The 24080-nt window shown below is 41.5% G+C and carries 22 protein-coding genes; 11 read left to right on the plus strand and 11 right to left on the minus strand.

Going from position 1 to position 24080, the window contains the following annotated elements:
• Window positions 1-17 precede the first annotated feature (17 nt).
• The 3 genes from clpX to tig form a co-directional block, all read right to left on the minus strand.
• The gene (gene clpX / locus ACLFKQ_RS10415; RefSeq protein WP_448999759.1) at window positions 18-1358 is read right to left on the minus strand and encodes an ATP-dependent protease ATP-binding subunit ClpX; all 1341 of its coding nucleotides are present in this window, start codon (window positions 1356-1358) and stop codon (window positions 18-20) included.
• 34 nt (window positions 1359-1392) lie between these two features.
• On the minus strand, window positions 1393-2073 hold the full coding sequence (gene clpP, locus ACLFKQ_RS10420; protein WP_448999760.1) for an ATP-dependent Clp endopeptidase proteolytic subunit ClpP: 681 nt from the start codon (window positions 2071-2073) through the stop codon (window positions 1393-1395).
• A 416-nt stretch (window positions 2074-2489) separates the two neighbouring features.
• Window positions 2490-3947 (minus strand): trigger factor, encoded by a 1458-nt coding sequence (gene tig / locus ACLFKQ_RS10425; protein ID WP_448999761.1) that lies wholly within the window; start codon window positions 3945-3947, stop codon window positions 2490-2492.
• Window positions 3948-4269: 322 nt separating this feature from the next.
• On the opposite strand from tig, the gene ACLFKQ_RS10430 reads away from it, so the two are divergent.
• The 7 genes from ACLFKQ_RS10430 (at window position 4270) to ACLFKQ_RS10460 (ending at window position 11412) form a co-directional block, all read left to right on the plus strand.
• Window positions 4270-5313, plus strand: coding sequence for an aspartate-semialdehyde dehydrogenase (locus tag ACLFKQ_RS10430; RefSeq protein ID WP_448999762.1), 1044 nt, complete (start codon window positions 4270-4272; stop codon window positions 5311-5313).
• A 54-nt stretch (window positions 5314-5367) separates the two neighbouring features.
• On the plus strand, window positions 5368-6255 hold the full coding sequence (dapA, locus tag ACLFKQ_RS10435) for a 4-hydroxy-tetrahydrodipicolinate synthase (RefSeq protein WP_448999763.1): 888 nt from the start codon (window positions 5368-5370) through the stop codon (window positions 6253-6255).
• Between the two features lie 365 nt (window positions 6256-6620).
• Window positions 6621-8390 carry a ribonuclease J gene (locus ACLFKQ_RS10440; RefSeq protein ID WP_448999764.1) on the plus strand — a complete coding sequence of 590 codons (1770 nt, stop codon included), beginning with the start codon at window positions 6621-6623 and terminating at the stop codon, window positions 8388-8390.
• Between the two features lie 245 nt (window positions 8391-8635).
• Entirely contained in the window at window positions 8636-9175 is a 540-nt protein-coding gene (locus ACLFKQ_RS10445) for a Dps family protein (protein ID WP_448999765.1), read from the plus strand.
• A gap of 30 nt (window positions 9176-9205) precedes the next feature.
• On the plus strand, window positions 9206-9976 hold the full coding sequence (locus tag ACLFKQ_RS10450; RefSeq protein WP_448999766.1) for a ChaB family protein: 771 nt from the start codon (window positions 9206-9208) through the stop codon (window positions 9974-9976).
• 346 nt (window positions 9977-10322) lie between these two features.
• Entirely contained in the window at window positions 10323-10505 is a 183-nt protein-coding gene (locus ACLFKQ_RS10455; RefSeq protein ID WP_448999767.1) for a CsbD family protein, read from the plus strand.
• Between the two features lie 124 nt (window positions 10506-10629).
• Window positions 10630-11412 (plus strand): biotin--[acetyl-CoA-carboxylase] ligase, encoded by a 783-nt coding sequence (locus ACLFKQ_RS10460; RefSeq protein WP_448999768.1) that lies wholly within the window; start codon window positions 10630-10632, stop codon window positions 11410-11412.
• A 1-nt stretch (window position 11413) separates the two neighbouring features.
• On the opposite strand, the gene ACLFKQ_RS10465 is transcribed toward ACLFKQ_RS10460, so the two are convergent.
• Both ACLFKQ_RS10465 and ACLFKQ_RS10470 read right to left on the minus strand, forming a co-directional pair.
• Complete coding sequence (locus ACLFKQ_RS10465) at window positions 11414-12298, minus strand: carbohydrate ABC transporter permease (RefSeq protein ID WP_448999769.1); 885 nt, start codon at window positions 12296-12298, stop codon at window positions 11414-11416.
• Window positions 12299-12429: 131 nt separating this feature from the next.
• Window positions 12430-14100: an NAD+ synthase gene (locus tag ACLFKQ_RS10470; RefSeq protein WP_448999770.1), complete on the minus strand. Its 1671-nt coding sequence runs from the start codon at window positions 14098-14100 to the stop codon at window positions 12430-12432.
• Window positions 14101-14402: 302 nt separating this feature from the next.
• On the opposite strand from ACLFKQ_RS10470, the gene dacB reads away from it, so the two are divergent.
• A complete protein-coding gene (dacB, locus tag ACLFKQ_RS10475; protein ID WP_448999771.1) occupies window positions 14403-15893 on the plus strand; it encodes a D-alanyl-D-alanine carboxypeptidase/D-alanyl-D-alanine endopeptidase in 1491 nt (496 codons plus the stop codon).
• 26 nt (window positions 15894-15919) lie between these two features.
• On the opposite strand, the gene ACLFKQ_RS10480 is transcribed toward dacB, so the two are convergent.
• Complete coding sequence (locus tag ACLFKQ_RS10480; protein WP_448999772.1) at window positions 15920-16084, minus strand: hypothetical protein; 165 nt, start codon at window positions 16082-16084, stop codon at window positions 15920-15922.
• Between the two features lie 338 nt (window positions 16085-16422).
• Here ACLFKQ_RS10480 and mreB point away from each other — a divergent pair, with 338 nt between their 5' ends.
• The 3 genes from mreB (at window position 16423) to mreD (ending at window position 18813) form a co-directional block, all read left to right on the plus strand.
• Window positions 16423-17460 carry a rod shape-determining protein MreB gene (mreB, locus tag ACLFKQ_RS10485; protein WP_448999773.1) on the plus strand — a complete coding sequence of 346 codons (1038 nt, stop codon included), beginning with the start codon at window positions 16423-16425 and terminating at the stop codon, window positions 17458-17460.
• Window positions 17461-17530: 70 nt separating this feature from the next.
• Complete coding sequence (gene mreC / locus ACLFKQ_RS10490) at window positions 17531-18289, plus strand: rod shape-determining protein MreC (protein WP_448999774.1); 759 nt, start codon at window positions 17531-17533, stop codon at window positions 18287-18289.
• Entirely contained in the window at window positions 18286-18813 is a 528-nt protein-coding gene (mreD, locus tag ACLFKQ_RS10495; RefSeq protein WP_448999775.1) for a rod shape-determining protein MreD, read from the plus strand. Before mreC ends, mreD begins: the two co-directional genes overlap by 4 nt.
• A 6-nt stretch (window positions 18814-18819) precedes the next feature.
• Here mreD and ACLFKQ_RS10500 read toward each other — a convergent pair whose 3' ends face one another.
• From ACLFKQ_RS10500 to ACLFKQ_RS10520, 5 genes are all read right to left on the minus strand, one after another.
• Window positions 18820-21399: a PD-(D/E)XK nuclease family protein gene (locus ACLFKQ_RS10500; protein WP_448999776.1), complete on the minus strand. Its 2580-nt coding sequence runs from the start codon at window positions 21397-21399 to the stop codon at window positions 18820-18822.
• Window positions 21400-21502: 103 nt separating this feature from the next.
• Window positions 21503-22312 (minus strand): CPBP family intramembrane glutamic endopeptidase, encoded by an 810-nt coding sequence (locus ACLFKQ_RS10505; protein ID WP_448999777.1) that lies wholly within the window; start codon window positions 22310-22312, stop codon window positions 21503-21505.
• A gap of 75 nt (window positions 22313-22387) precedes the next feature.
• A complete protein-coding gene (locus ACLFKQ_RS10510) occupies window positions 22388-22780 on the minus strand; it encodes an AbrB family transcriptional regulator (RefSeq protein ID WP_448999778.1) in 393 nt (130 codons plus the stop codon).
• Between the two features lie 349 nt (window positions 22781-23129).
• Complete coding sequence (locus tag ACLFKQ_RS10515) at window positions 23130-23468, minus strand: hypothetical protein (protein WP_448999779.1); 339 nt, start codon at window positions 23466-23468, stop codon at window positions 23130-23132.
• A complete protein-coding gene (locus ACLFKQ_RS10520; RefSeq protein WP_448999780.1) occupies window positions 23455-23928 on the minus strand; it encodes a hypothetical protein in 474 nt (157 codons plus the stop codon). Before ACLFKQ_RS10520 ends, ACLFKQ_RS10515 begins: the two co-directional genes overlap by 14 nt.
• Window positions 23929-24080 lie beyond the last annotated feature (152 nt).

Consider the following 24080-nt stretch of genomic DNA (forward strand, 5'->3'; position numbering starts at 1 on the left):
GTTTCGCGTTCTAAGTTTTAAGCAGACTCAGGCTTGGGATAAGAAGTAGGATGAACCAACAGCTCGGCGGTAGAACGTTGTTCGACCATTTCTTGGGTAATAGTACAGCGAGCGACATCCTTACGAGAGGGCAGTTCGTACATTACTTCCAACATCAATTCTTCAACGATGCCTCGCAAAGCTCTCGCTCCTGTTTTACGACGGTAAGCTTCTTTGGCGATCGCTCTAATGGCATCTTCGGTAAATTCTAATTCGATCTTATCCATACTCAGCAGCTTTTGATATTGCTTGACTAGAGCATTACGCGGTTTGGTCAAGATTTGAACCAAAGTATCCTCGTCGAGGGGCTCTAAAGCTGCAGTTACGGGAATCCGTCCGACAAATTCGGGGATCATCCCAAATTTAACCAAATCGTCTAACTCGAGCTTCTGCAAAATATCGGCAGTTCGTTTGCCTCGAGCAGCAGGAGTTTCGCCTTGTTGAATAAAGCCCATTGATTTTTTACCGATGCGGCGTTCGACTACTTTATCGAGACCGACAAAGGCACCACCACAAATAAAGAGGATATTTTTGGTATCGATTTGAATGCAGTCTTGATAGGGATGTTTTCTTCCTCCTTGAGGCGGTACATTAGCAACCGTACCCTCTAGCATTTTTAACAGTGCCTGCTGTACCCCTTCTCCCGATACGTCGCGAGTAATAGAAGGGTTTTCGCTTTTGCGAGCAATTTTATCGATTTCGTCGATGTAAATAATCCCTCGTTGGGCTTCCTCTACGTCTAAATCCGCTACCTGAAGCAATCGCAGCAAGATATTTTCTACGTCTTCTCCCACATATCCCGCTTCGGTCAGAGTAGTAGCATCTGCCACGGCAAAAGGTACTTGGAGGATCTTGGCTAGAGTTTGTGCCAATAGAGTCTTACCACAGCCTGTAGGTCCGATTAGCAAGACGTTAGATTTTTGTAGCTCTACAGCATCGTCGGTGTCGCGACCGCCATTGGTAAGGCTCAGCCGCTTGTAATGATTGTACACTCCCACCGAAAGCACTTTTTTTGCATCTTCTTGTCCGATTACGTGTTCGTCCAGACAATTCTTAATTTCTCTTGGCTTGGGGATATCGTTAAAAGATATACCGCCCGAGCGCGATTTTCTGGTTCTGGGTCTATTTTCTGCCCCATTGGGCACGGCAGGAGAAGACATTACTGTCCCCTCTTCCATCAACTCCTCATCTAAAATCTCGTTACACAACTCGACGCATTCATCACAAATATATACTCCGGGACCTGCGATCAGTTTTCTAACTTGTTCCTGGGATTTGCCGCAAAACGAACATTTTAAATGGGAGTCGTACTTAGACATTTATACCTATACCTCTGATTTGAATTGCAATTTTTTAGCTAGTTAGTTCTGCCGTTACCGACTTAGAGATCGTGCGATCGATTAAACCGTATTCTTTTGCTTCCTCCGAAGACATATAAAAATCTCGTTCGGTATCGGCAGCGATTTTATCAAAAGGCTGACCTGTGTGGTCTGCAATTAGCTCGTTGAGTCTCTTTTTGATGTAAAGAATTTCTCTCGCCTGGATTTCGATATCTACTGCTTGTCCTTGCGCCCCACCTAGAGGTTGGTGAATCATAATTCTCGCGCTTGGTAGTGCCATTCGTTTTCCTTTGGTGCCACCCGATAGCAGGAAGGCACCCATGCTAGCAGCAATACCATAACAGATCGTCACCACATCTGGTTGAATTTGTTGCATGGTGTCATATATGGCCATCCCCGCATAGACAGAGCCTCCTGGAGAGTTGATATAAATTTGAATATCCTTTTCTGGGTCTTCTGCTTCTAGGTAGAGTAACTGAGCGACGATTGAGTCGGCAACTTTGTCATCGATAGGCGTACCTAAAAACACGATTCGCTCTCTCAATAATCGAGAATAAATATCAAATGCTCGTTCCCCGATGCCCGATTGCTCGACGACCATCGGAATAACATTAATTGGGTTGTCTATATACAGAGATTGAATTTCGGGTCGATTTTTACTAATAAGATTGTAGGGTAGGTAGGATTCTATCATAGATTTATTGCTGTAATTATATACTTTACTAACTTAAAGCAAATAGGGATGAGGATTGCTCTCCAAGCCGATCATCTAATCTCAGTGAAACGGCCAACTTCCTTTTTCCTTTGACAAGTCCGCCTCGTCGAGTAAAACCACAAGTTGGGCTTTTCAAGACTTTAATTACTTCTAGTTACAGCTTGTTGCGTTGATGACGAATTCGACGGAGTCTTTCTAACCTTTCATTTTTCTTGAGTTAAGTTTAGAGTCAGATTTAATTCTATATAACTATTATGCCTTACACTCTAAAATTAAAGGTTTGAGCCAGCCTGCTCGAGAGATGTTGAAATCGATCGACGCTCATCGCCGCAGGCTTTCTCGTCTTAAAAGGTGATGCTGGGGATAAACCAAGCTGTTAATCGCCCAAAATCGAATCACTCAATTGATTCAGATTCGGTTGAGGTTTCGCCTTCACTCACTGTAGAAGCTGTTACTTCGATCGCCTCAGTTTCGTCAGTGCTTTCTGAGGTAGCCGTACTTTCTGACTCAGTTTCGGTTTGAGATTCGCTCAAAGAACCTTCTGGAACCAACTCAACCGTTGCTTTATCTCGCAGCCAGTCAAAAGTTTTTTCCTTGGTTAAGTCTTCTGTAACCATCTTTCTCAGTTTGTCGCGATCGAGGTCTTGTCCTGCTAGGTTTTCCTCGACTTCCGCCATTTTTGCGGCGATCGACCCTTCATCTGGTTTGAGATTTTCTCGTTCGGCTATTGCCTCGATAATTTGGGATTTTTTGAGGTTTTCAATTGCCTCTGGTTTGGCACTGTCTCGCATTTGCGGTACTCGGTCTGGAGTTATTAATTGCTTGACATCCAGTCCCATTTGCTGCATTTGCACGACGGTTTTGGTTAAAACGTCAGTAACTTCCTCCTGCACTAGAGTTTCTGGTACCTCGACGTTACTTTGCTCTAGTAAAGCTAGGGCGATCGCCTCATCGATATTGGCTTTGGTGCGATTTTCTGCCTGTTCTTGAAATTGTTTGACTAAAGCTTCTCGCAGTGCCTCCATCGTCTCGAATTCACCATTACTGGCTTCTTCGGCAAAGTCATCGTCTAATTCTGGTAACTCTTTAGTTTTCAGTTCCTTAAGAGTAATGCTAAATACAGCTGGTTTTCCTGCCAAGTCTTCTTGAGGATAATCTTCGGGAAAGGTTACCGCAACTTCTTTAGTATCTTCGGGCTTCATGCCGACAATTCCTTCTACCATGCCAGAAATCAGTTTACCTTCTACTAACTCCACCTGAAAATCAGTGGCACTTCCTCCTTCGATTTCTTGGGTTTCTTCATCTTCGCCGACTAGCATACCTTTAAAATCCACTAGCGCGACATCCCCCATTTCAGCAGCACGTTCTTCTACTGGCACTAAGTCTGCCTGTTGTTGGCGACGCTGTTCGATACTATCTTCTACCTGCTGAGGATCGTAGACGATTTCTTCGGCAGTAACCTTGAGGTTGTGGTACTCTCCCAGTTCTACTGTGGGAGGAACGTCTACAGCGATTTCAAAGGTCAAACTATCCCCTGGATTGTACTGCTCTAGTAGTACCTCAAAATTGGAGCGTAAATTGTAGTTGCCGAGGGCATTAATCGCTTCCTGCTCGATCGCCTGAGGGATGGTTTTTTGAATTAGTTCTTCTAAGGCTGCAGCTTTAATTCTTTGCTTGCCAATTCTCTGAAGCAAAATCTGCCGGGGTACTTTTCCTTTGCGAAACCCAGGAATATTACTGGAACTAGCAAGGTTTCGTACCATTTCTTCGTAGGCATTACCCGATGCTTCGGCGGGAATTTCTATTTCCAAGCTGATTTGGCTGTCGGGAAGTTTTTCCTGGGATATTTTCATCGATGCTTATAATTTAAATTACTCGTTCTTTCTTTATTATTATGAATCTCAGTAGCGCAAATGTGACTTAAAGATAAAATTAAAACTTTTTTATGTCGGTAAGTAAATTCGCTCGATTGATGTTTCTTGATGTTTCTTTAAGTACGCGGGCACCACCTTGCAGTCTGCAACATTTTATTACCTACTGACAACCATCCCTTATGGTACGATCGGGACTACATTAAGATTAGTTGAATTAACAAATTAACAATTAACTTTTTTAAAGCGATCTACGCGCGATCGCCGAAACCAGTGAGGCAAAAGTTTGGAGGTAAATAAACAATTGTCAAAAGCAATAAATATCGCTATTTTGGGCGCGACTGGGGCTGTAGGACGAGAATTACTCGAATTGCTGGCAGAGCGTCAATTTCCGATTAAAAATTTAAAATTACTAGCTTCTGCTCGTTCTGCAGGCAGCAAGATTGAGTTTCAAGGCACCAAGTTAAATGTAGCAGAGGTTACACCAGACTCATTCGACAATATAGACTTAGTTTTGGCATCGGCAGGAAGTTCCACTGCTAAAAGCTGGGCAAAAACTGCAGTTGCTGCAGGAGCAGTAGTAATCGATAATTCCAGCGCCTTTCGGATGAATCCAGACATACCTTTGGTGGTGCCTGAAATTAATCCTCAAGCGGCAGCTCGTCATCGGGGTATTATTGCCAATCCCAACTGTACGACAATTTTAATGGGGTTAGCAATTTATCCTCTGCATCGAGAACAGTCTCTCCAGCGAGTTGTCGTAGCAACCTATCAATCTGCTTCGGGTGCCGGTGCTAAGGCAATGTCAGAGTTAAAAGCCCAAGCCCGAGCGATTTTAGCGGGAGAAACTCCTCAAACCGAAGTTTTACCCCATCCCATTGCCTTTAATCTATTTCCCCACAATTCTCCTCTCAACCAAGAGGGCTATTGTGAAGAAGAAATGAAAATGGTCAATGAGACGCGAAAAATTTTTGCTGCCCCGGAACTAAAAATTAGTGCGACCTGCGTGCGGGTACCGGTGTTAAGAGCCCATTCGGAGACCGTCAATCTCGAGTTCGAACGTCCTTTTAGCGTCGAACGTGCCAGAGAAATTCTGGCTGCTGCCCCGGGAGTAAAATTAGTCGAAGATTGGCAAAATAATTATTTTCCTATGCCCATCGATGCTACGGGAAAAGATCCAGTGTTGGTAGGACGAATTCGCCAAGATATTTCTCATCCCAATAGTATAGAACTATGGTTGTGTGGCGATCAAATTCGTAAGGGCGCGGCTTTAAATGCCGTACAAATCGCAGAATTACTTTTAGCTGAGGATCTTTTAACTGCTTCTACCTCAGCGGTTGCAATTTAATCTATTCGAGATTTAATCATATTATTATTTAATCCTCACGGAGCAGATCGCGCCATGACTAATGAACCTTTTGGTAGAGTAATAACGGCAATGGTGACTCCCTTTGCTGAAGATGGCAGCGTTAATTATGCAGTTGCCGAAAAATTAGCCATTCATTTAGTCGAATCTGGCAGCGACGGTTTAGTAGTTTGCGGTACTACTGGCGAGTCTCCTACTTTGAGTTGGTCAGAAGAATACGAGTTGTTTCGGGTAGTCAAACGAGCGGTAGGAAATAAAGCGAAGATCGTTGCCGGTACCGGGTCGAACTCTACCTCAGAAGCGATCGCTGCAACCCAAAAAGCTGCTAAACTAGATTTAGATGGTTCTTTACAGGTAGTACCTTATTACAATAAGCCTACTCAGACGGGACTATACCACCATTTTCGGGCGATCGCCGAAGCCTGTCCCGAGCTACCAATGATGCTCTATAATGTTCCAGGACGCACGAGCTGCAATCTCCAAGCGGCAACGGTAGCTAAGCTGGCAAAAATAGATAATATAGTAGCGATTAAAGAAGCGAGCGGTAGTATCGAACAAGCCTGTAATATTCGTCGTCTGAGCTCCGATTTGGCGATTTATTCTGGTGAAGATGTGTTGACTCTACCTCTACTAGCTGTAGGAGGAGTAGGAGTGGTCAGCGTAGCTTCCCATCTGGTGGGAAAACAAATCCAGGAAATGATTCGAGCCTTCAAACAAGGCAAAAATCAAGTAGCGACTGCAATTCAAATTGAACTTTTGCCTTTATTTGAAGCTTTATTCATGACCACTAATCCCATTCCCGTCAAAGCTGCATTAAATCTACAAGGGTGGAATGTAGGTGGATTGCGCCCTCCTCTTAGCGAGTTAGAATTGAATTTAACTGAAAAGTTGCAATCAATTTTGGCTAATTCAAACCTAATTTAGTATTTTTATTGTTATTATTAAGTGTTCGCTTAAATACTCGAATGTCGAGCTATTAAAATAGCTTATTAGAATTTATAGTATATATTTACAATACAAAATATATTATGTTTAATTTTTAGGTAATGTAAAAATTTATATAATTTAAGAAACTTATGAATAATGAATTTGCTAATAATATAATGAATTTGCTAATAATATTTAGCAAAAACTATCTAATTTTTATCTCACTGCAGTAACTATTAAAAATAAATTTGAAATTTATTTCGAGTACTTCCAACCAAAAAAATCGACCGTAAACATTTATATATTAACCAAGCAAATTTACAGTTTGATTAATTAATTAAACAACAAATACTAGAAAACATATGAGCAAAATTGAAAACAAACCAACTCTAAAAATTATTCCTTTAGGGGGACTGCACGAAATTGGCAAAAATACCTGCGTGTTTGAGTATGAAGACGAAATTATTCTTTTAGACGCGGGTTTGGGTTTCCCCTCAGATGGAATGCACGGTATCAATATCGTTTTGCCCGACATAACCTATCTTAGGGAAAACTCCGAGCGCATCAAGGGTATGATTGTCACTCACGGACATGAAGATCACATTGGCGGAATTGCCTACCATCTCAAGCAATTCGATATTCCCGTAATCTACGGTCCTCGTTTGGCAATGTCTTTACTAAGAGACAAATTAGAAGAAGCAGGAGTAAGCGATCGCACTACTCTCAAGAGCGTATTACCAAGAGACACGGTACGTATTGGTAAATTCTTCTCGGTACAGTATATTCGCAATACCCACTCGATCGCAGATAGCTTTAGCGTTGCCATTCACACGCCTTTGGGAGTTTTAATTCATACAGGAGACTTCAAAATCGACCATACTCCAGTAGACGGCGAACACTACGACCTGCAAAAACTAGCTGAATATGGAGAAAAAGGTGTTTTATGTCTGATGAGTGACTCGACTAATGCCGAAGTACCGGGACATACTCCCTCAGAGCGTTCGGTATATCCCAACCTAGACCGGATATTCGCTCGAGCAGAAGGACGCTTAATGGTTACTACCTTTTCTTCTTCCGTCCATCGCGTGAATATGATTCTCGAGTTGGCAGAAAAACACGGACGTAAAGTAGCCGTAATCGGGCGATCGATGCTCAACGTAATCGCTCATGCCCGCAAACTGGGTTACATTAAATGTCGCGACGAGCTGTTTGAGCCTTTAAAAGCGATCGATCGTCTGCCGGATGAAAAAGTGCTCATTTTGACTACGGGTTCTCAAGGGGAAACACTAGCTGCCATGACTCGTATTTCCAACGGCGAACACCGACACATTCAGGTCAAACAAGGAGATACCATTGTCTTTTCTGCCAACCCCATTCCCGGTAACACTATTGCCGTGGTTAATACTATAGATCGCTTGATGATGCAGGGAGCCAAAGTAGTTTACGGTAAAAGTGAAGGCATTCATGTTTCAGGTCACGGCTCCCGGGAAGACCACAAATTGATGCTGGCTCTAACCAAACCCAAATTTTTTATTCCCGTTCACGGCGAACATCGCATGCTCGTCAAACACGCCGAAATGGCTCGGGCAATGGGAATGCTCGCAGAAAATATTGTAATTATTAAAAACGGACATATCATCGAATTAACCCAAGACAGCATCGGCATTAATGGCGAAGTACCTTCGGGAATCGAACTGGTCGATCGTGCTGGCATCGTCCAAGATAACGTGATGAAAGAAAGACAACAGCTGGCCGAAGACGGAGTGGTGACTATCGCTGCGGCGGTCGACTGGTCGGGCAAACTACTTGCTACTCCTACATTACATCTACAGGGTGTGGTGACAGCGGCGGAAAAATCTTTGCTGCATCAGTTAACCGTCAAAACCCTAGAAACGCTTTTGCGCGATCGCTGGGATGAGTTCAGTGGCGACAGCAATGACCAACTAGAAGTAGACTGGACTGGAATTAGGCTGGAAATTGAAGCTAGTTTACAAAGACTAATGAGAAGAGAATTACGCAGTCGTCCTTCGGTAGTCTTCTTACTGCAAACTCCAGAACAACCTCAACCCAAATTATCATCGCGAAAAAGGAGACGCTCTACTGCTATTAGTACGGTAGGGTCTAGATATTAAACTGTAGTAAGCTCGGGTTAATCAGTCGGTAAAACCTCAGTTGCATCTATTGCTAATTTTTTAAATTTTTATTTTAAGTAGAGTCAAAATCTCAATTTGGCTCTATTTTTTTACATCTAACTTTAGATAGAGCTGATTAGAAAAAAATCCTGGTAATTACTACATTTAATAGATGTATCTCTAAAACTTATATTGTTTTAATAAAAACGTAACCCAAGCAATAATCAATTATAACTCACTTCATTATGCCTAAGATAAACATTGGATTAACAGAAGAGCAACTTCATGGCGTTATCGAGCTATTAAATCGAGATTTAGCCGATCAATACTTACTGATTATTAAAACCAAAAAGTATCACTGGGATGTAATCGGACCTCAGTTCCGCACTCTTCACGAGCTTTGGGAAGAACAATACGAAGCCATTACAATTAATATTGATGAAACCGCTGAAAGAATTCGTGCTTTAGGCGGCTATCCCGTAGGAACTGCAGAAGGCTTTGTCAAGCTAGGAACGATTCGCGAACATCCCAACGATCTACCCGATGCTAATAAGATGGTAGAACGTCTAGTCGTCGATCACGAACAAATCATTCGCAATCTTAGAGAACACATTGACAAGTGCACCGATGAGTTTCACGATGAAGGAACTGCTGATTTTCTGACTGGTTTGATGGAACAGCACGAAGAAATGGCTTGGATGCTGCGTTCTTTCCTAGAAGGACAAGAAATCGAGCCTAGTGGAGATCGTCCAGGTGCCGATACTAAGCCCGCAGTTAAAGCCTAAAACCAGAAAAAATACTCGAATAATTTAAGAATGGCAGAAACAGAATATAAAGCAGAACGAACTATCACCGCAGTTCTTAAAGAAGAAGAACAAATAGACAATGTGGTTCGACGCTTGATAGATCGTGGCGTGGACAGCGAACATATTTCGGTAATGGGGAGAGACTTTCAGTCTCAAACCCGTATTGCCGGATTTATCTCTAAAAAAGACGTGATTTTAGGCGGTCTACGTACCGGTGCAATCTTTGGTTCTTTGTTTGGTTCGTTACTCAGCCTGCTAACGGGCGTAGGGGTATTGTTTATTCCTTTCGTTGGTTCGGTAGTTGCCGCTGGTCCTATTGGTTCCGTACTTCTCGGTGCAGCAACCGGTGCGATCGCTGGTGGTGCTGGTGGAGGCTTGGCTTCTGCCTTATCTACCCTGGGTATGCCTGAAGATAAAGCGGCAGTTTACGAAACTCGTCTTAAAGCTGGAGATTTTTTGGTTATGGCTGAAGTCCCTGCTGACAAAACGGGCGAGTACCAAATGCTAATTGAAAGCGCGGGTGGTGAAGATATTCACGTCAGCGAAACTACTTTACCCCGCCCTTGTGCCGAAGGATGTAATAGCCCTGAGGATTTATCCCCTGAAATTCGAACTCACTTATCTACTGAAGCGCAGCAAGATTTTGTCAAGTTTTACAATGATGCTTTGAACGAGACTGAAGACGAAATCAAAGCCGAACAAGCAGCTTGGAACAAAATCAAAGATAAGTACGATGAAGATGAAAACGGAGTCTATTCTCAGGTAAAAGTAAGTAGTTGAGAACGATCGACAATCAACAGTTAAACTTATAAAAATATTCAAGGCAGAGGTTTAATGCAATTAATCTCTGTTTTTTTATGTTTGACTAACTAAGTGGATACTATATAGTTTTAAAAATTTATTTGGGATAGGGTTAGATAATAAAAAATGAAGAATAGGTAAGATCTTGGCTCTGGCGATCGCAAGCGACTCATTCTAGTCAGAAATGCTATATCTTTAGTCAGATTGCTTTGGTATCAATAGTTTTGTTAAGTGTTTCATAATAACACTTTTGGTGGACGATCGCAATTGGTTGTTCGATCTATTATTCAAATATAGATAAAAAATATAGATCGGGAGAAAAAAAATGAGTACCGAAGATAGAGCAAATGCTACAGCTAAAAATATCGAAGGTAAAGCTCAGGAAGCTATGGGTAAAGTAACTGGCGATCCTGAAGATAAAGTAGAAGGAAAAGAAAAACAAGCTGAAGCTTCAGCTCAACATTCAGTAGAGAATGCTAAAGATGAAGTCAAGAAAGCAATTGACTAGTATATCTATCTTTTAATTAACTACATAATATAGTTTGTTAATCGAGGTACAATATTTAATATTGTGCCTCGGTTTTTTAGTAGAATTATCTAGCTCGAAGTAGATAAACTCTATTTAATTTAAGATGGCATTTGATGTCAAAATTTATCGACAAACTTTTTTAAAGTTAGATCGAAATAATTCAATTCTACCCGTTCCCTTACATATTTTTGAAACTCTACCGTCTACTAACCAAAAACTCTGGGAATTAATCGATAAAGGAGCGACCATTCCTTTAGCCGTAATCGCACTACGTCAGACTGCAGGAAAAGGACAATGGGGCAAGCAATGGTTATCTCCTTCGGGGGGAATGTATCTTTCGGTGGCAATATCACCTGGTATTCCCTCGAACGATAGTTTCCACTTGGTTATGGCTACTGTTTATGGGGTTGCCTCAGCTTTACGTCGCTACGACGTACTAGTGTTACTCAAATGGTCTAACGATTTGATTCTGAGGGGACGCAAACTAGGAGGCATAAAAATCGAAACTCGCGTTTCACGGCAACGTATCACACTGGCTGTTGTTGGGGTGGGTATCAACTGGAAAAATCCCGTTCCCGAAGTAGGAATTAACCTGTTAGCCGATCGAGAGCGAATATCTTTATTAGAACAGTTAGTTGCCATCGCAACTTACGGTATTCTCTCAGGATATCGAGATTATCTTGAAGATGGAATAGAAACGCTTGTGGCTAACTATTCAGATTTACTAATTAATTTGGGACAGCAAATTACGGTAGAGGGAGACAAGGGAAAGGTAACGGGAGTAACCCCAGAGGGAAAATTAATTGTTAGGCTAAAGCGATCGCCCTTAACAACTACAGAAATTTATTTAACTCCAGGTCAAATAAGTTTGGGATACGATTTTTAGTTCAATCGATTTGAGCACTAGAGAGATATAAATTGGCAATTGAAAGTCCCAAGATACCTAAAAATAAGACTAATCCAATGGTACAAGCATAGCTAATATCTAAATCTTGAAAAGCCCGCTCGTAGAGATAGTAAACTACAGTTTTAGTGCTATTGCGTGGTCCTCCTTGAGTCATTACGTAAATCTCTTCAAAGACTTTAGTTGCCGAAATTGCCGAAATTACCCCAACCAAAAATAAATAGGGACGCATTAGGGGAATGGTAATATCAAAGTGTTTTTGCCAACCATCGGAACCGTCGATCGCTGCTGCTTCGTATAATTCTGGAGCGATCGCCTGTAAACCAGCCAGATAAATTACCATATAGTAACCCAATCCTTTCCAGATCGTAACTAACATCACACTCCAAATCGCTAGTTGCGGACTGGTTAGCCAGGGAATACCGTCAGTAAAGCCAATTTGCTGGAGAAATTGATTGAGTAAACCGTTTTGAGTATATAGGGCTTTCCAAGCAATTCCCGCTACTACCATAGAGATAACTACTGGTGTATAGAATGCCGTGCGAAACCAGTTGATTCCTGTTAATTTTTGATTGACTAAAATCGCTAAAAATAACGGTACGATGACTAAAATAGGTACTACACCTATTAGATAGATAATCGTGTTGACGATCGTTTGCCAAAAAACCCGATCTTCAAGTAACCGCTGAAAATTAGCCCAACCAACCCATTCTGGTGCTTGAGTTAGATCGTATTCGTATTCGGTAAAGCTGAGAGAAAAAGCCTGAATTGCTGGTAAAAATACCGTCAGACAAAGCAGCGCGATCGCTGGTAGTAAAAAAAGATAGGGAATTAATCCTTGACGATCCAAATTTATTTTTTTCAGCATTTACCTTTTCTCATGTAGTAGCTTCGAGAGACAATTAACCATTAACGATCGACAATCAACCAAAACCAAGATCTCGAACCATAAATTATCTCACTAGAAACTACCATACATCCTAGAGCCTAGTGCCTAAACTATTGATACATTGCCGTCCAACTACTGGCAATTGGCATACGCCAACCAGTACCAAAAGCGCGATCGGTTATTTTAATCCCCGGAGGTGCCTGGCGGCGTTTAAATTCTGCGCGGGTTAACAACTTAATAACTTTAGCTACTGTGTCTGAATCGTATCCCGCCGATACGATCTCTGATTCCGATTGATGGTGAGTAATAATCCGTTCGAGAATCTCGTCTAGAATTTCGTAGGGAGGCAGAGAATCACTATCTTGTTGTCCTGGCTTCAATTCTGCACTGGGGGGTTTGGTAATAATGTTGTTGGGAATAACCTCCTCGTGACGATTTAACCACTGACAAATACTAAAAACGCGAGTTTTGGGCACGTCAGCAATAACTGCCAATCCTCCATTCATATCGCCATATAGGGTACAGTAACCTACAGCCAACTCCGATTTATTTCCCGTAGACAAGAGTAGGTGTCCGAACTTATTGGCGATCGCCATTAATAAGTTACCCCGGATCCGCGATTGAATGTTTTCTTCGGCGACTCCAAATTCCGTACCCTCAAACATTGGTGTCAGTAGTTCATCGTAAGCCGTCATCGCTTTGCTAATCTCAATTTGCTGGCTGTTAATTCCCAAATTTGCGATTAATTTTAGGGCATCGCTAATGGAACTATCGGAACTGTAGGGAGAAGGCATCAAAACCGCCAAAACATTTTCGGCACCCAAGGCGGCTGTGGCGATCGCTGCTACCAAAGCCGAATCAACTCCGCCACTCAAACCCAATAAAGCCGACTTAAACCCACATTTTCTGACATAATCTCGCACTCCTAAGATTAACCCTCGATAGATCTCTTCATTTACATCGATGTCATAGACGTTTGGGGATGAAGGCAATGGCGATCGCAACTCATCCAGTTCGATTACTGCTAAATCCGACTCAAAGCTTTTAGCGCGATAAACTACTTCTCCTGCGTTATTTAATACCAAGCTACTGCCATCAAAAATTAGATCGTCATTTCCCCCTACCTGATTGACATAAACGATCGGCTTTCGATAAGAAGTCGTTCCATGTTTTAGCATTGACTCCCGCAGCTTTTGTTTGCCTACGGTATAGGGTGATGCCGACAGGTTAACCATAAAATCCACATTCAACTGCGCTAACTCTTCAAGTGGATTGATTTCATAGCTGCGTTTGCCCCAAAATTGTTCGTCATTCCACAAGTCTTCGCAGATAGTCACCCCTACTTTTAGCCCATCGAGGGTAAAATAATTGGCTTCATATCCTGGTTGAAAATAACGATCTTCATCGAACACATCGTAAGTAGGCAGCAGGCGTTTGTGAAAAATTTGCTTGATTTCTCCGGCATCTAGTAAAGCAATACTGTTAAATAATGGTTTTTGCCCTTTATAAGTTGCCTGGCGGTTGTTTTCTACCGTACCGATTAAAACCGCTAATCCTCTCGGTAATGATGCTGCGATCGCCTTTAATTCCCGCGAAATCAACTTAACAAAACCTGGATACAGTAGCAAGTCTCTGGGAGGATAGCCGCACAGGGATAATTCTGGTGTAAGTAGCAACCGCGCTTGTTGTTGGGCTGCTGTTTCTGCTGTTGCTAGTATTTGTTTGGCGTTGTGGGAAATATCGCCGATAGTGGGGTTGAGTTGGGCTATGGCTATTTTCATTAAGTTTGCGCCAAGATACTAAATTTTTTTCATTATAATTAACTGTTAATGTTTTCACTGGCAATGGCAAAGGTGCCATCTTGACTCTTGCCAATTAGTGGAACAGATTTTTTTGAGGAGAAGCGAAAACGATACTGTCAGACGAGTTGATTAATAACGACAGCTTTGTGTTTCTTTTTCAGTCAGGACTTACGCAGTTGAACGAATTGGCTTAATAAACATTAGATCTCTTCCATGAATAAACGATCGAACCCTTTTTCCTTTGACCTTTATCCTTTTACCATTAGCTTATGTAGTTAATAATGATTCGTGCAAAAAGTCTATTGCGCTGGTTTAATTTAGGATTAATTAGTTTGCTGCTAGGCTTATCGATAGAATCGGTAGCAGCGAACATCGAAAACAGTTCGGAGATCGCTCAATCTCTCTCAGACAGTTCTCAATTTGTTTGTCCCCAGAACCTACCTACAGCCATCAATCGAGCGCTTCATGGCTGGCAGCTACGGCGATCGCGTTGGGGAATTGCCATTCAAACTTTAAACTCTCGGCGTACTCTCTACAGTCGTCAAGCCGACAAATTTTTTATTCCTGCTTCTACTGCCAAATTGCTAACTACTGCCGCCGCGCTTAGCGAACTCGGTGCGGACTATAGAATTTATACTCCCGTTTATGGGTTGGGAGAACCACCCAAGCTAACTTACTTACGGATAAATGGTCATGGAGATCCCACAATATCAACTAAATCTCTTAAAAAGATAGTACGGGTGTTGCAATCCAAGCAGATCGAACATATAGAAAACTTAATAATTGAAGACAGTTATTTTACACCCCCAGTTATTAATCCTACTTGGGAATGGTCGGATATTTATAGTTATTACGGCACCTCCGTCACCAGTTTGATGCTCAATCAAAATAGCGTGACTTTAACTGTATTACCCCAACAACTAGGGCAAAAGGTAAAACTAAAATGGAGTGATGCGATCGCCGCTAGACAATGGCGAGTTGAAAATAATGCCATAACCGCACCTAAAAATACTCCTTACAATCTGGCAATCGTAGGAGTCGTAGGAAAACCAGTACTAAATATTCGAGGAGAATTGGCAACGAATGAACCGCCAGATATTTGGGATTTAGCCGTAGCCGATCCGCAGCAGTATTTTTTAGACACTTTACGACATTTACTAACTACTGAAGGTATTGAAGTTACTAAAACTACGGTCGCTTCCAGTAAAATTCAAAATATCTCAGCCTCAAAAATAACTACAATTATTTCACCACCCCTGGCAGAAATAATTACCGCAATTAATAGAGAAAGTAATAATCTTTATGCTGAAAGCCTCAGAAAAGTTTTAGAAAATAATCGTCAAGATAAAACTAGAGAAGCCATAGCAACTAGTTTGACTAAACTAGGAATTAATTCCCACGACTATCAATTAGTAGATGGTTCTGGTTTGTCTCGTCATAATTTGATTACGCCTCAAGCTTTAAACGACGTTTTAATTGCTATGTCGCGATCGCCACTATTTAATATCTATCACAACTCTCTAGCCGTAGCAGGGACGAACGGAACTCTTAAAAATCGTTTCCAAAATACACTAATTCACAATAATCTTTGGGGTAAAACAGGAACGCTAACTGGTGTTGCTGCCCTCTCTGGTTATCTCTATCCCACTCAATACAAGCCTCTAATATTTAGTATTATTATTAACAATTCCGACCGCTCTAGTCAAGAATTACGACGGGCGATCGATGAGATAGTTTTATTACTCGGAAAACTAAAAAACTGTCCAAATTAATCTTTAAAGGCGAGCATTCTTTGCTGCTAATTTTGTTTTAGAAGCGAGCTATTGGAACGAATAGTTTTTAAACTTTTTAATCTCAATATATTCAAATTAGGATTTTCTATGACTCGATCGCCTTTAACATCTGTAACTATGTCGGGGGCTTCCGGCAAAATTGCCGAGCGCTCATTTCGTCGGTGATTCATAGACCGATCACTCCTTAATTTTATATAACTGTTTTATTCTGTCAAGAGCCTTTATTTCTTAAGGTGAGTAGCATTAATAAAACTATAATTTTCGCTCGAATTGCACTTTAATTTAAGAGAGTTATAAATGAAGTATCGCACTTGCTTTTATTTTATTTAAAATTGCCCTAGCTTATAGCCGTAGATAAATCTGATTGATTAAACAGTAATTATACTTAATTTAATAAATAAGTATAAATAAGTAAGTATAATCCGCTTCGACATAATTGCTATATTGAGTATAAATTGGACTAGGCTGGGGCAAACTAGCAGTACTCTTTTAGGAACGGTAAACTAAAGTGCGTTTTTTCAATCGTTTTTCCCTGTCAAGGGATATGGGCATAGATTTGGGAACGGCAAATACATTAGTATATGTCTCTGGTAAAGGAATTGTCTTGGAAGAACCTTCTGTAGTAGCGATCGAGCGCCAAACAGAAGAAGTAAGAGCAGTAGGCAAAGAAGCAAAATTGTTACTAGGACGCGCTCCTGAAAATATTGAAGCTCTTCGACCCCTAAAAGACGGCGTAATTGCCGATTTTGAAGCGACAGAAGCAATGCTCAAAGAATTCGTGCGACGAGTTTATGAAGGAAATCCCCTAGTTCATCCCCGTATGGTAATTGGTATTCCTAGTGGCGTAACCAAGGTCGAGCGACGCGCCGTAATGGAGGCGGCAGCACAAGCTGGTGCTAGAGAGGTAGACTTAATTGAAGAACCAATCGCTGCAGCTATTGGAGCGGGATTGCCCGTAGCAGAACCAACGGGTAATATGATCGTCGATATTGGTGGGGGAACTACAGAAGTAGCGGTAATTAGTTCTCAAGGAAAAGTACTCAGCGAGTCGGTAAGAATTGCAGGGGACGAATTAACCCAAGCGATCGCCAATCAGATTAAGAAAGAACACAAGTTATCGGTGGGCGAAAATACCGCCGAAAATATTAAATTTAGACTTGCCTCTCTCTATCCATTAGAGCATGAAGAACAAACTATGGAAGTCAGAGGCTTGCACATCTTGACTGGTCTACCGAGAACGATAACACTCGCTGAATCAGAAGTTCGGAGATTTATCTCAGAACCGATTAACAACATTGTTGATGCCATAAAAAGGACTCTGGAGCAAACCCCTCCCGATTTAGCTGCCGATATTATCGACCGTGGCATTATGCTGGCAGGAGGCGGCGCGATGCTTAGAGGATTAGATACTTTGATCGGTCATGAAACGGGTATAGTAACCCACATCGCTGCCGAGCCTTTAAGATGTGTCGTGCTCGGTACTGGTAGAGTTTTAGAAGATAAAGCACTGGATCGGGTTTTTTGCGATCGCTCTTTACTAACCTAATTAGCAGAGAACTAGATCGAGAAAGTAACTGATAACTGAACTGAGTTGCAGCTAAATAAAATTAGAAATTATGTATCGTTGGTGGTCAAAAAATAGTTTTCAAGCAACTCTAACACTTTTAGCTCTGAGTGCAGCTTTAATAATTAGACAAACTCAAGGTAGTGCAATTGCCGAAGTCTATTATTTTCTAGTCAGTCCCTTTCAATCCCAACAGCAGCTAAAGTTAGTTGACAAACTGACTAATGCTCGTATTTTACAGTTAGAACAACGAGTAACCGAGTTAGAACAGCAAAACCAAAACCTCAAGCAAGTTTTAGATTATTCCCAAGCTCAACAACCAACGGGGGTTGTCGCTCCGATCGTAGGACGCAGTGCCGATCGCTGGTGGAATCAGGTAACTCTCGGTAAAGGAAGCCTCGATGGTATTGAGGAAGATTATATCGTCATGGGTATCGGTGGAGTAATTGGTAGAGTTGTCAATGTTACTCCTCATACCAGTCGAGTATTGTTAATTAGCGATCCTAGCAGTCGGGTTGGCGCGATCGTCAGTCGCAATCGCAATCTAGGATTTATTCGCGGTAAAAACACTCAAACCGTAGTGCTGCGTTTTTTTACTAAAGTCGTCGATGTCAAACGCGGAGATACCATTGCCACTTCTCCGTTAAGCAACTTATATCCTGCTGGTTTGCCTATAGGTAAAGTTAAATCGGTAAACCTCGAACAAACTCCCGCCCCAGAAGCAGAAATCGAATTATCCGCACCGATCGAGCTATTGGAATGGGTAACAGTTAAGCCCTTTGAGGTTAAACCCCTCGACAACGAACCATGAGTTGGCTCAAAATTTTAGATATTCTGATAATTACTATTTCTGTTGCTATTTGCAGCACTTTAATGTTTCTTCGTCTTCCGGGCATGGAACTGCTAGGAATCAGTCCCAATTGGATGTTAATTTGGGTGGTTGCCTGGAGTACCAAACGTGGTGTTTGGCAAGGAGCGATCGCCGGAGTGGGAATGGGTTGGATTTATGACAGCATTACAGTGTCTCCACCGTCTCATGTCTTGAGCTTAGTTATTGTCGGAGTAGTGACGTCTAGTCTGCAAAAACAGAAATATATTGGCGAAGACTTTATTTCCATAGCTTTAATTGTCTTTTTTATGACCGTCATAGCAGAAACCGTCTATGGGATTCAGTATAGCTGGATGAAACTACTTCCTATTGCCGAAATTTGGCAAAATTATCAGCAGATTGCGATCGCTTCGGCTATTCTCAGCAGTCTTTGGAGTCCGATTTTTTATTATCCTCTAGCTCGTTGGTGGGATAAAATACTGGGCGAGCCAAAAATTTCTAGATAAAATAATCTATCCGTTTGGAAAGAACTGTTTGCGGCTGAGACGAGCTCCTTTACGACAGACTAGATCGAAAGGACAATAATTACAGGCTTTATTATCTACATCGGGCGCGACGGGATAATATCCGCGTTCCAAGTAAGTTTTAACTTTGTCAGCAAAGACGGCTAGTTTCTCTGGATTGGTTTTAGTACGTTTAAAAGGTTGGCGTTTGGTCAGAGAATAATAAGTTGCGGTGGCTATAGTTTCTTGGGGATAAGACCGTTCGATGGCATCACTATACAATGCCAATTGAATATCTAAATTAGCTTTACCCGTTTCATCTTTGACTCCCGTAGGTTTACTACTGCTAGTTTTATAGTCAATAATCGCCAATCCTTCAGCAGTGCGCTCGATTCGGTCTACTTTTCCCCGTACCTGCAAACCATACCATTTTGTTTCAAATTCGGTTTCTCTGGCAATGACTTGTCTATCTGGTGGTAAAAATTCCGAGGCAACTAGATTTAAAGCCAGTAATTCTAGATGTTGTTGCCGTCGAACTTCCCAACCGGGTAATTGAGTTAATTCTAATTCCGTTTCGGCTTGAGTAAATGCCCGTTCTAACTGTTCTAAATTGAACTTTTCTAAGTCAGCAGCAGTAGTAATATTTTCTAAAGATAATTCCAGACACCGATGATACAAATTTCCTCGATGAGCCGAACTTAAATCCAGTTCTGCTTCGGGTAATTCTTGAACTCTCAACAACCGCGCGCTAAACCATTTAAACGGACATTGTCCCAATTGAGTTAGTTGTGAAGCACTCAATATTTTACTCTCTGGTGCGATCGCCATACCGATAACTCCATCATACTCATCTGGTCTTGGTTGGGTTTCGCGACTGAGTTCTACCTGCCAGGCTTTAGTAATTTGAGGTAGGAGGCGGTCGCTTAATTGCCCCGACTGACGACGCAGATCTAGGCGACGGGCGGCTTCAATGCTGGCAAGGGGTAAGCTAGGAAGGGCTTCGGGCTGTAAGCCCCAACGAGTAAGTTTGGGACTGGGTAAAATGTTATTGTTAGCAATCGACTGGGGATAAGAAAAGATAATTCGCTCTTGCGGGATTTCTAGCAAACTAGAACAAATAAATGCTTCTCTGCGGGCTATGGCAACGGCAGTATCAAGGTTAAATCCCCGTTGGGCTAGCTCTCGGCGATCGCTAAAATCTAAAACTGGATCGTCACTCAGACAGGGGGGAAAGATACCTTCTGCCATACCTAGAACGAAAACATAGCGATACTTGGTACCAAGTAAGGATGTCGGTGCGTGTAGCTCTACCCCACCTCTACCAGGTTGTGCGGGTACGCATAACAAAGTCAAAGTCTCTTTAATCTCTCGGATGAAAGTAGTTTTGCTTATCCGCGCTCGTTCTGGTTTGCCTAACTCGATTAAAGCTTCCCGAACCCGATAAAAAGCAATAATTTCCCGCGCCCATCTGTTGCTATTTTCTAAGATTTGCCAGCTAGAAAAGATCTCTTGCAAACGCCAGATCCAATCGCGACGACTGATAGTTTGAGGAAAGTTTAATAAACTCAAATCTAATCCCAATTCCTGCCAAGCCGCCAAGCCTTGAGGATGAGTAGTTCTAGCTTTTACCCAAATATCTGTCGTCATTAGTTTTACTAGTGGATGAGACAGTAATTTGGCGGTAGCTTCAAAAGCAAAATCAGTTTCGATTACCTCCATCAGCAGCTGTAACCAGGCACCGATGCGAGTCGATTCTAGAGCGACTTCATACCAGACTCTTACCGTTAGCTGATATTCCCAAGCAACATCAATCAGCGTTTCTCCGTATAGCCGTTCATCTCTGGCTACCAAAACGATATCTTTAGCTTTTACCCCCTCACTCAACAAAGTTTTAATTTGAGTCAAAACTCCCCTGACTTCTCTATCGAGATCTGGATAACAATGTAAAACCATTTTCTCTAGTGAAGCATCAGATAGCCTTTCAGTGGCAAAATAGGGCAATGGAGAGTTGGTACTTTCTATATCCCAACCCTTTTCCCGTAACCAGGCGATCGCTTCGTTTCCCTCAGGTAATACCAAAATACTACCGTTTCCGGCAACGGCATCGATAAATGCCAACTCACCTCTGGCAGGAATGAAATAGCCGTAAAATAAGTAGGCAAAGCGGCGATCGCTTTGGCACTGCCAAAATACTTCTGCAGGATCGAGGGAATTTTGATTACGCAAACGCTGTCGATAGGCTGATGCCAAATTCGCCAACTGGGTTACTCTCGGTGATGAATTTTGTCGTAATGCACTTAAATCGATATTGTCGTGAAATAATTCGCGAATTGTAGTAAAAAAAACCCTCGCCGCACCGATAATATCTTTGGTTGCCACTATTTCTCTGACGGCATCTTGGAATAGGCGACGACTGAGTAAAGCTGAAGCAATGCTCCATCTCTGACGACATACTGTATTTTGAGCCAAACTTTCCAAACTGTAGTATGGTGCTTGAAGATAATTGGCAATCGCTTTAGTGGGAGTAATAATTGATAAATTGTCATTTAGAGCAGTTGCGGAAATCTCAGTTACGATGTGTCTGTGCATTTATTTACCTGGGGCGATCGCCACTGTGGCTGGTTGAGGGCGCTCGAGGCGAGTTGTCAATCGTCTGCAACTTCGAGTCTATCTATCCGAAAGCAACCGTCAATCAAACGACTGTATCTGAAAGTACATTTAGTACCCATAGGGCGATCGCAGTAGCTAACAGACAAAAAATACCTGCAATTCCCGCTAGTGGTTGTCCATTGATACCCGTTATCCAGTCTTTTCCTTTGTAAGTTATTAACTGAGCCGAGTCAATACAGGTTAATCCCAAGTTCCAGCCTGTATGTAGTCCCCAAGCCAAACCCAAACTGCCGCGATCGGCTATCTTGGCAAAGATTAACACCATTCCCATCAGCCATAAACCAGGTAACTGAGGAACAGTCTGTTTTCTTTCCCACACTAAATGCAACAGCGCGAAAATAATGCTCGTAATTGTAGCAGCTAACCAGTAGGGAAAATCTACAATTAGTTCTTGAATTACATAACCGCGAAAGACTAATTCTTCGATAAAGCTTATACCTAAACTCAAGCAGAAAATGGATAAAAACAAGGATGGTAAAAGTTGCCAATTTTGCCAATGCCAGACAATTAAATCGAATTTAAATTCTAAACTAAAAACTATTGCCAACTCTACCAAACTAATAATCAAACCCCAGCCAAAAGAAATTGCCAAGCTTAAGCACCAATCTAAACCCAAATCTTGAAAAGATAGTCCTTCTAATTTGGTTTGCCACCAAAGAATGGCGGGAGCGAGAAGATAGAGAGATACTATTAAAACTAACTTTTTTTCTGTGGTTAGAGACTGATTGGGCTGCCATTGGATTTGTCGCGAAATCGACGCGGCAATTGGTAACCAAATAATCGCCCAGGTACCGAAGAAAACAGCTACCTTTAATAATGAGGCAGGGAACATCGAAACTATTTAAATAGGATGTATCCGCCCTTGCTAACTAGGGCGATTTATAACCGATAATCTATTGATGGAAGACTAATTTTCCGATACTCCATTTTCGTCACCATCAATTTGTTTGAGGTGAATGTGCTTGTAGCCTAATTTAATTTCAAATTTATCCCCTTCCTTCAATCCCATAGCTTGAGTATAGGTAGAACCGATGACTATTTGCCCATTTTTATGGACGCTTACCCGATATGTAGGTTCGCGTCCTCGACCATCTTTAGTACCTTCGGGATCGAGAGGAACACCTTTTGCAGCCAGCACTGCATCATAAAAATCAGTTAAATTTACACGAACTTGATTATCTTTTGTAGTAGTGTAATATCCACAGCGTTTTGCTGTTTCTCTTCTTGGCAAATGAGATAACTCTTTAACTTTTTGAAGTAGTGCTTTTCCTGTTAGGGCAGCAGTAGCCGTTTCACTCATAATTTCTAAATTTTTCCTTGATTTTTCACTTAATTGAGAACAGAACTATTTAATTCTAATTTACATTATAAAAAATATACCGTTATTTCTCTAAAATGTCACAACTTTTTTTGTAGATTTTAATTTTTTAAATTAATCTTGAAACATTTTTATTGTATTTCCATTTATCGTCCCAACTCGAAAAGTTCGTGTTCTCAATAAAATTTAGCAATATTTATCAATCAAAATTTTTTCGATCTTCTCTCTCAAGTTATATTGGACCACAAATTAAGTTTTAAAGACACACTTAAAAAAACTCAACCAGTATATCGAACGCGATAAATACGACCGTTAGCTTCTTCTGTATAGTTCATAGTTCTCTCGTTTGAGGATGAAAATCGAATCCGACGGGATTAAGCAAGCCGTAAGCAAAGGTTTCTTGCTGCGAACCATCTAGATTCATAATTTGTACCGATGCTCTCGGCAATGGTTCTGTACTAGCACTAGAACGAGAACCTATGGAAACATAAAGTTTTTGTCTATTTGGTGAAACAACGACATTTCTCGTCCAGTGCTGATTATAGCCTCCACCGGAAAGGGTGGTGATTTGTTCGCCTTTTCCAGTAATCTCTCCTTTTACCGAATCATAAGCATAGCGACGAACTTCGTTTTGATTTCCTAAAAAGAAATAATTGTTAGTAAATGCCATTCCAAAGAGTAAATAAATCTAAACCGTTACTAGTATCGGTAAAGACTCGTGAACGTTCGGCTACTCCATCGCGATTGCCATCTTGTAATATAGTAATTTTATTAGCTTTGCTTTGAGCTACCAAAACATCTCCATTAGGTGTCAGACTCAACCAACGAGGACGATCTAAATTTTCGGCAAAAACATTAACTTTAAAACCAGTAGGAACATTTAGGATCGGATTAACGGGAATGGGAATTACTTTTGGACTTGCAGAGGCACTTTTAGTAGCGTATGGTTTGGGTAATTCATCGATGGTTATTCTAATTGGTTCGGGCTGTAGTGGTTTGGTAATAATAGTTTTTTTACGATTATTCGACCGATTTGCGGCGATTTTCGCTTCGTTTAAGGAACTGCTAGTTGCCTTACAGGAAGTTAATATTGTTAATAAAATAAATACAATTATTTGTCGTCGCTTCATAGCGTTTTGTGCCGCTCGATTGCCTGCTAATTACAGGTTTAGTATACTAGCATTTGTCTTGGGTAATTTCAAACTTTAGATAAAAATTTAAAAACTTAAAACTGAAAAAATCGCTCGAATAGACTAGTTGGTATTTTTTAATAGTAGCAGTT

The sequence above is a fragment of the Myxosarcina sp. GI1(2024) genome (assembly GCF_053543375.1).

Coding starts and splice junctions, on each gene's coding strand:
- clpX (WP_448999759.1), bottom strand. CDS start 1,358: ATGTCTAAGTACGACTCCCATTTAAAATGTTCGTTTTGCGGCAAATCC.
- clpP (WP_448999760.1), bottom strand. CDS start 2,073: ATGATAGAATCCTACCTACCCTACAATCTTATTAGTAAAAATCGACCC.
- tig (WP_448999761.1), bottom strand. CDS start 3,947: ATGAAAATATCCCAGGAAAAACTTCCCGACAGCCAAATCAGCTTGGAA.
- dapA (WP_448999763.1), top strand. CDS start 5,368: ATGACTAATGAACCTTTTGGTAGAGTAATAACGGCAATGGTGACTCCC.
- ACLFKQ_RS10440 (WP_448999764.1), top strand. CDS start 6,621: ATGAGCAAAATTGAAAACAAACCAACTCTAAAAATTATTCCTTTAGGG.
- ACLFKQ_RS10445 (WP_448999765.1), top strand. CDS start 8,636: ATGCCTAAGATAAACATTGGATTAACAGAAGAGCAACTTCATGGCGTT.
- ACLFKQ_RS10450 (WP_448999766.1), top strand. CDS start 9,206: ATGGCAGAAACAGAATATAAAGCAGAACGAACTATCACCGCAGTTCTT.
- ACLFKQ_RS10455 (WP_448999767.1), top strand. CDS start 10,323: ATGAGTACCGAAGATAGAGCAAATGCTACAGCTAAAAATATCGAAGGT.
- ACLFKQ_RS10460 (WP_448999768.1), top strand. CDS start 10,630: ATGGCATTTGATGTCAAAATTTATCGACAAACTTTTTTAAAGTTAGAT.
- ACLFKQ_RS10465 (WP_448999769.1), bottom strand. CDS start 12,298: ATGCTGAAAAAAATAAATTTGGATCGTCAAGGATTAATTCCCTATCTT.
- ACLFKQ_RS10470 (WP_448999770.1), bottom strand. CDS start 14,100: ATGAAAATAGCCATAGCCCAACTCAACCCCACTATCGGCGATATTTCC.
- dacB (WP_448999771.1), top strand. CDS start 14,403: ATGATTCGTGCAAAAAGTCTATTGCGCTGGTTTAATTTAGGATTAATT.
- ACLFKQ_RS10480 (WP_448999772.1), bottom strand. CDS start 16,084: ATGAATCACCGACGAAATGAGCGCTCGGCAATTTTGCCGGAAGCCCCC.
- mreC (WP_448999774.1), top strand. CDS start 17,531: ATGTATCGTTGGTGGTCAAAAAATAGTTTTCAAGCAACTCTAACACTT.
- mreD (WP_448999775.1), top strand. CDS start 18,286: ATGAGTTGGCTCAAAATTTTAGATATTCTGATAATTACTATTTCTGTT.
- ACLFKQ_RS10500 (WP_448999776.1), bottom strand. CDS start 21,399: ATGCACAGACACATCGTAACTGAGATTTCCGCAACTGCTCTAAATGAC.
- ACLFKQ_RS10505 (WP_448999777.1), bottom strand. CDS start 22,312: ATGTTCCCTGCCTCATTATTAAAGGTAGCTGTTTTCTTCGGTACCTGG.
- ACLFKQ_RS10510 (WP_448999778.1), bottom strand. CDS start 22,780: ATGAGTGAAACGGCTACTGCTGCCCTAACAGGAAAAGCACTACTTCAA.
- ACLFKQ_RS10515 (WP_448999779.1), bottom strand. CDS start 23,468: ATGGCATTTACTAACAATTATTTCTTTTTAGGAAATCAAAACGAAGTT.
- ACLFKQ_RS10520 (WP_448999780.1), bottom strand. CDS start 23,928: ATGAAGCGACGACAAATAATTGTATTTATTTTATTAACAATATTAACT.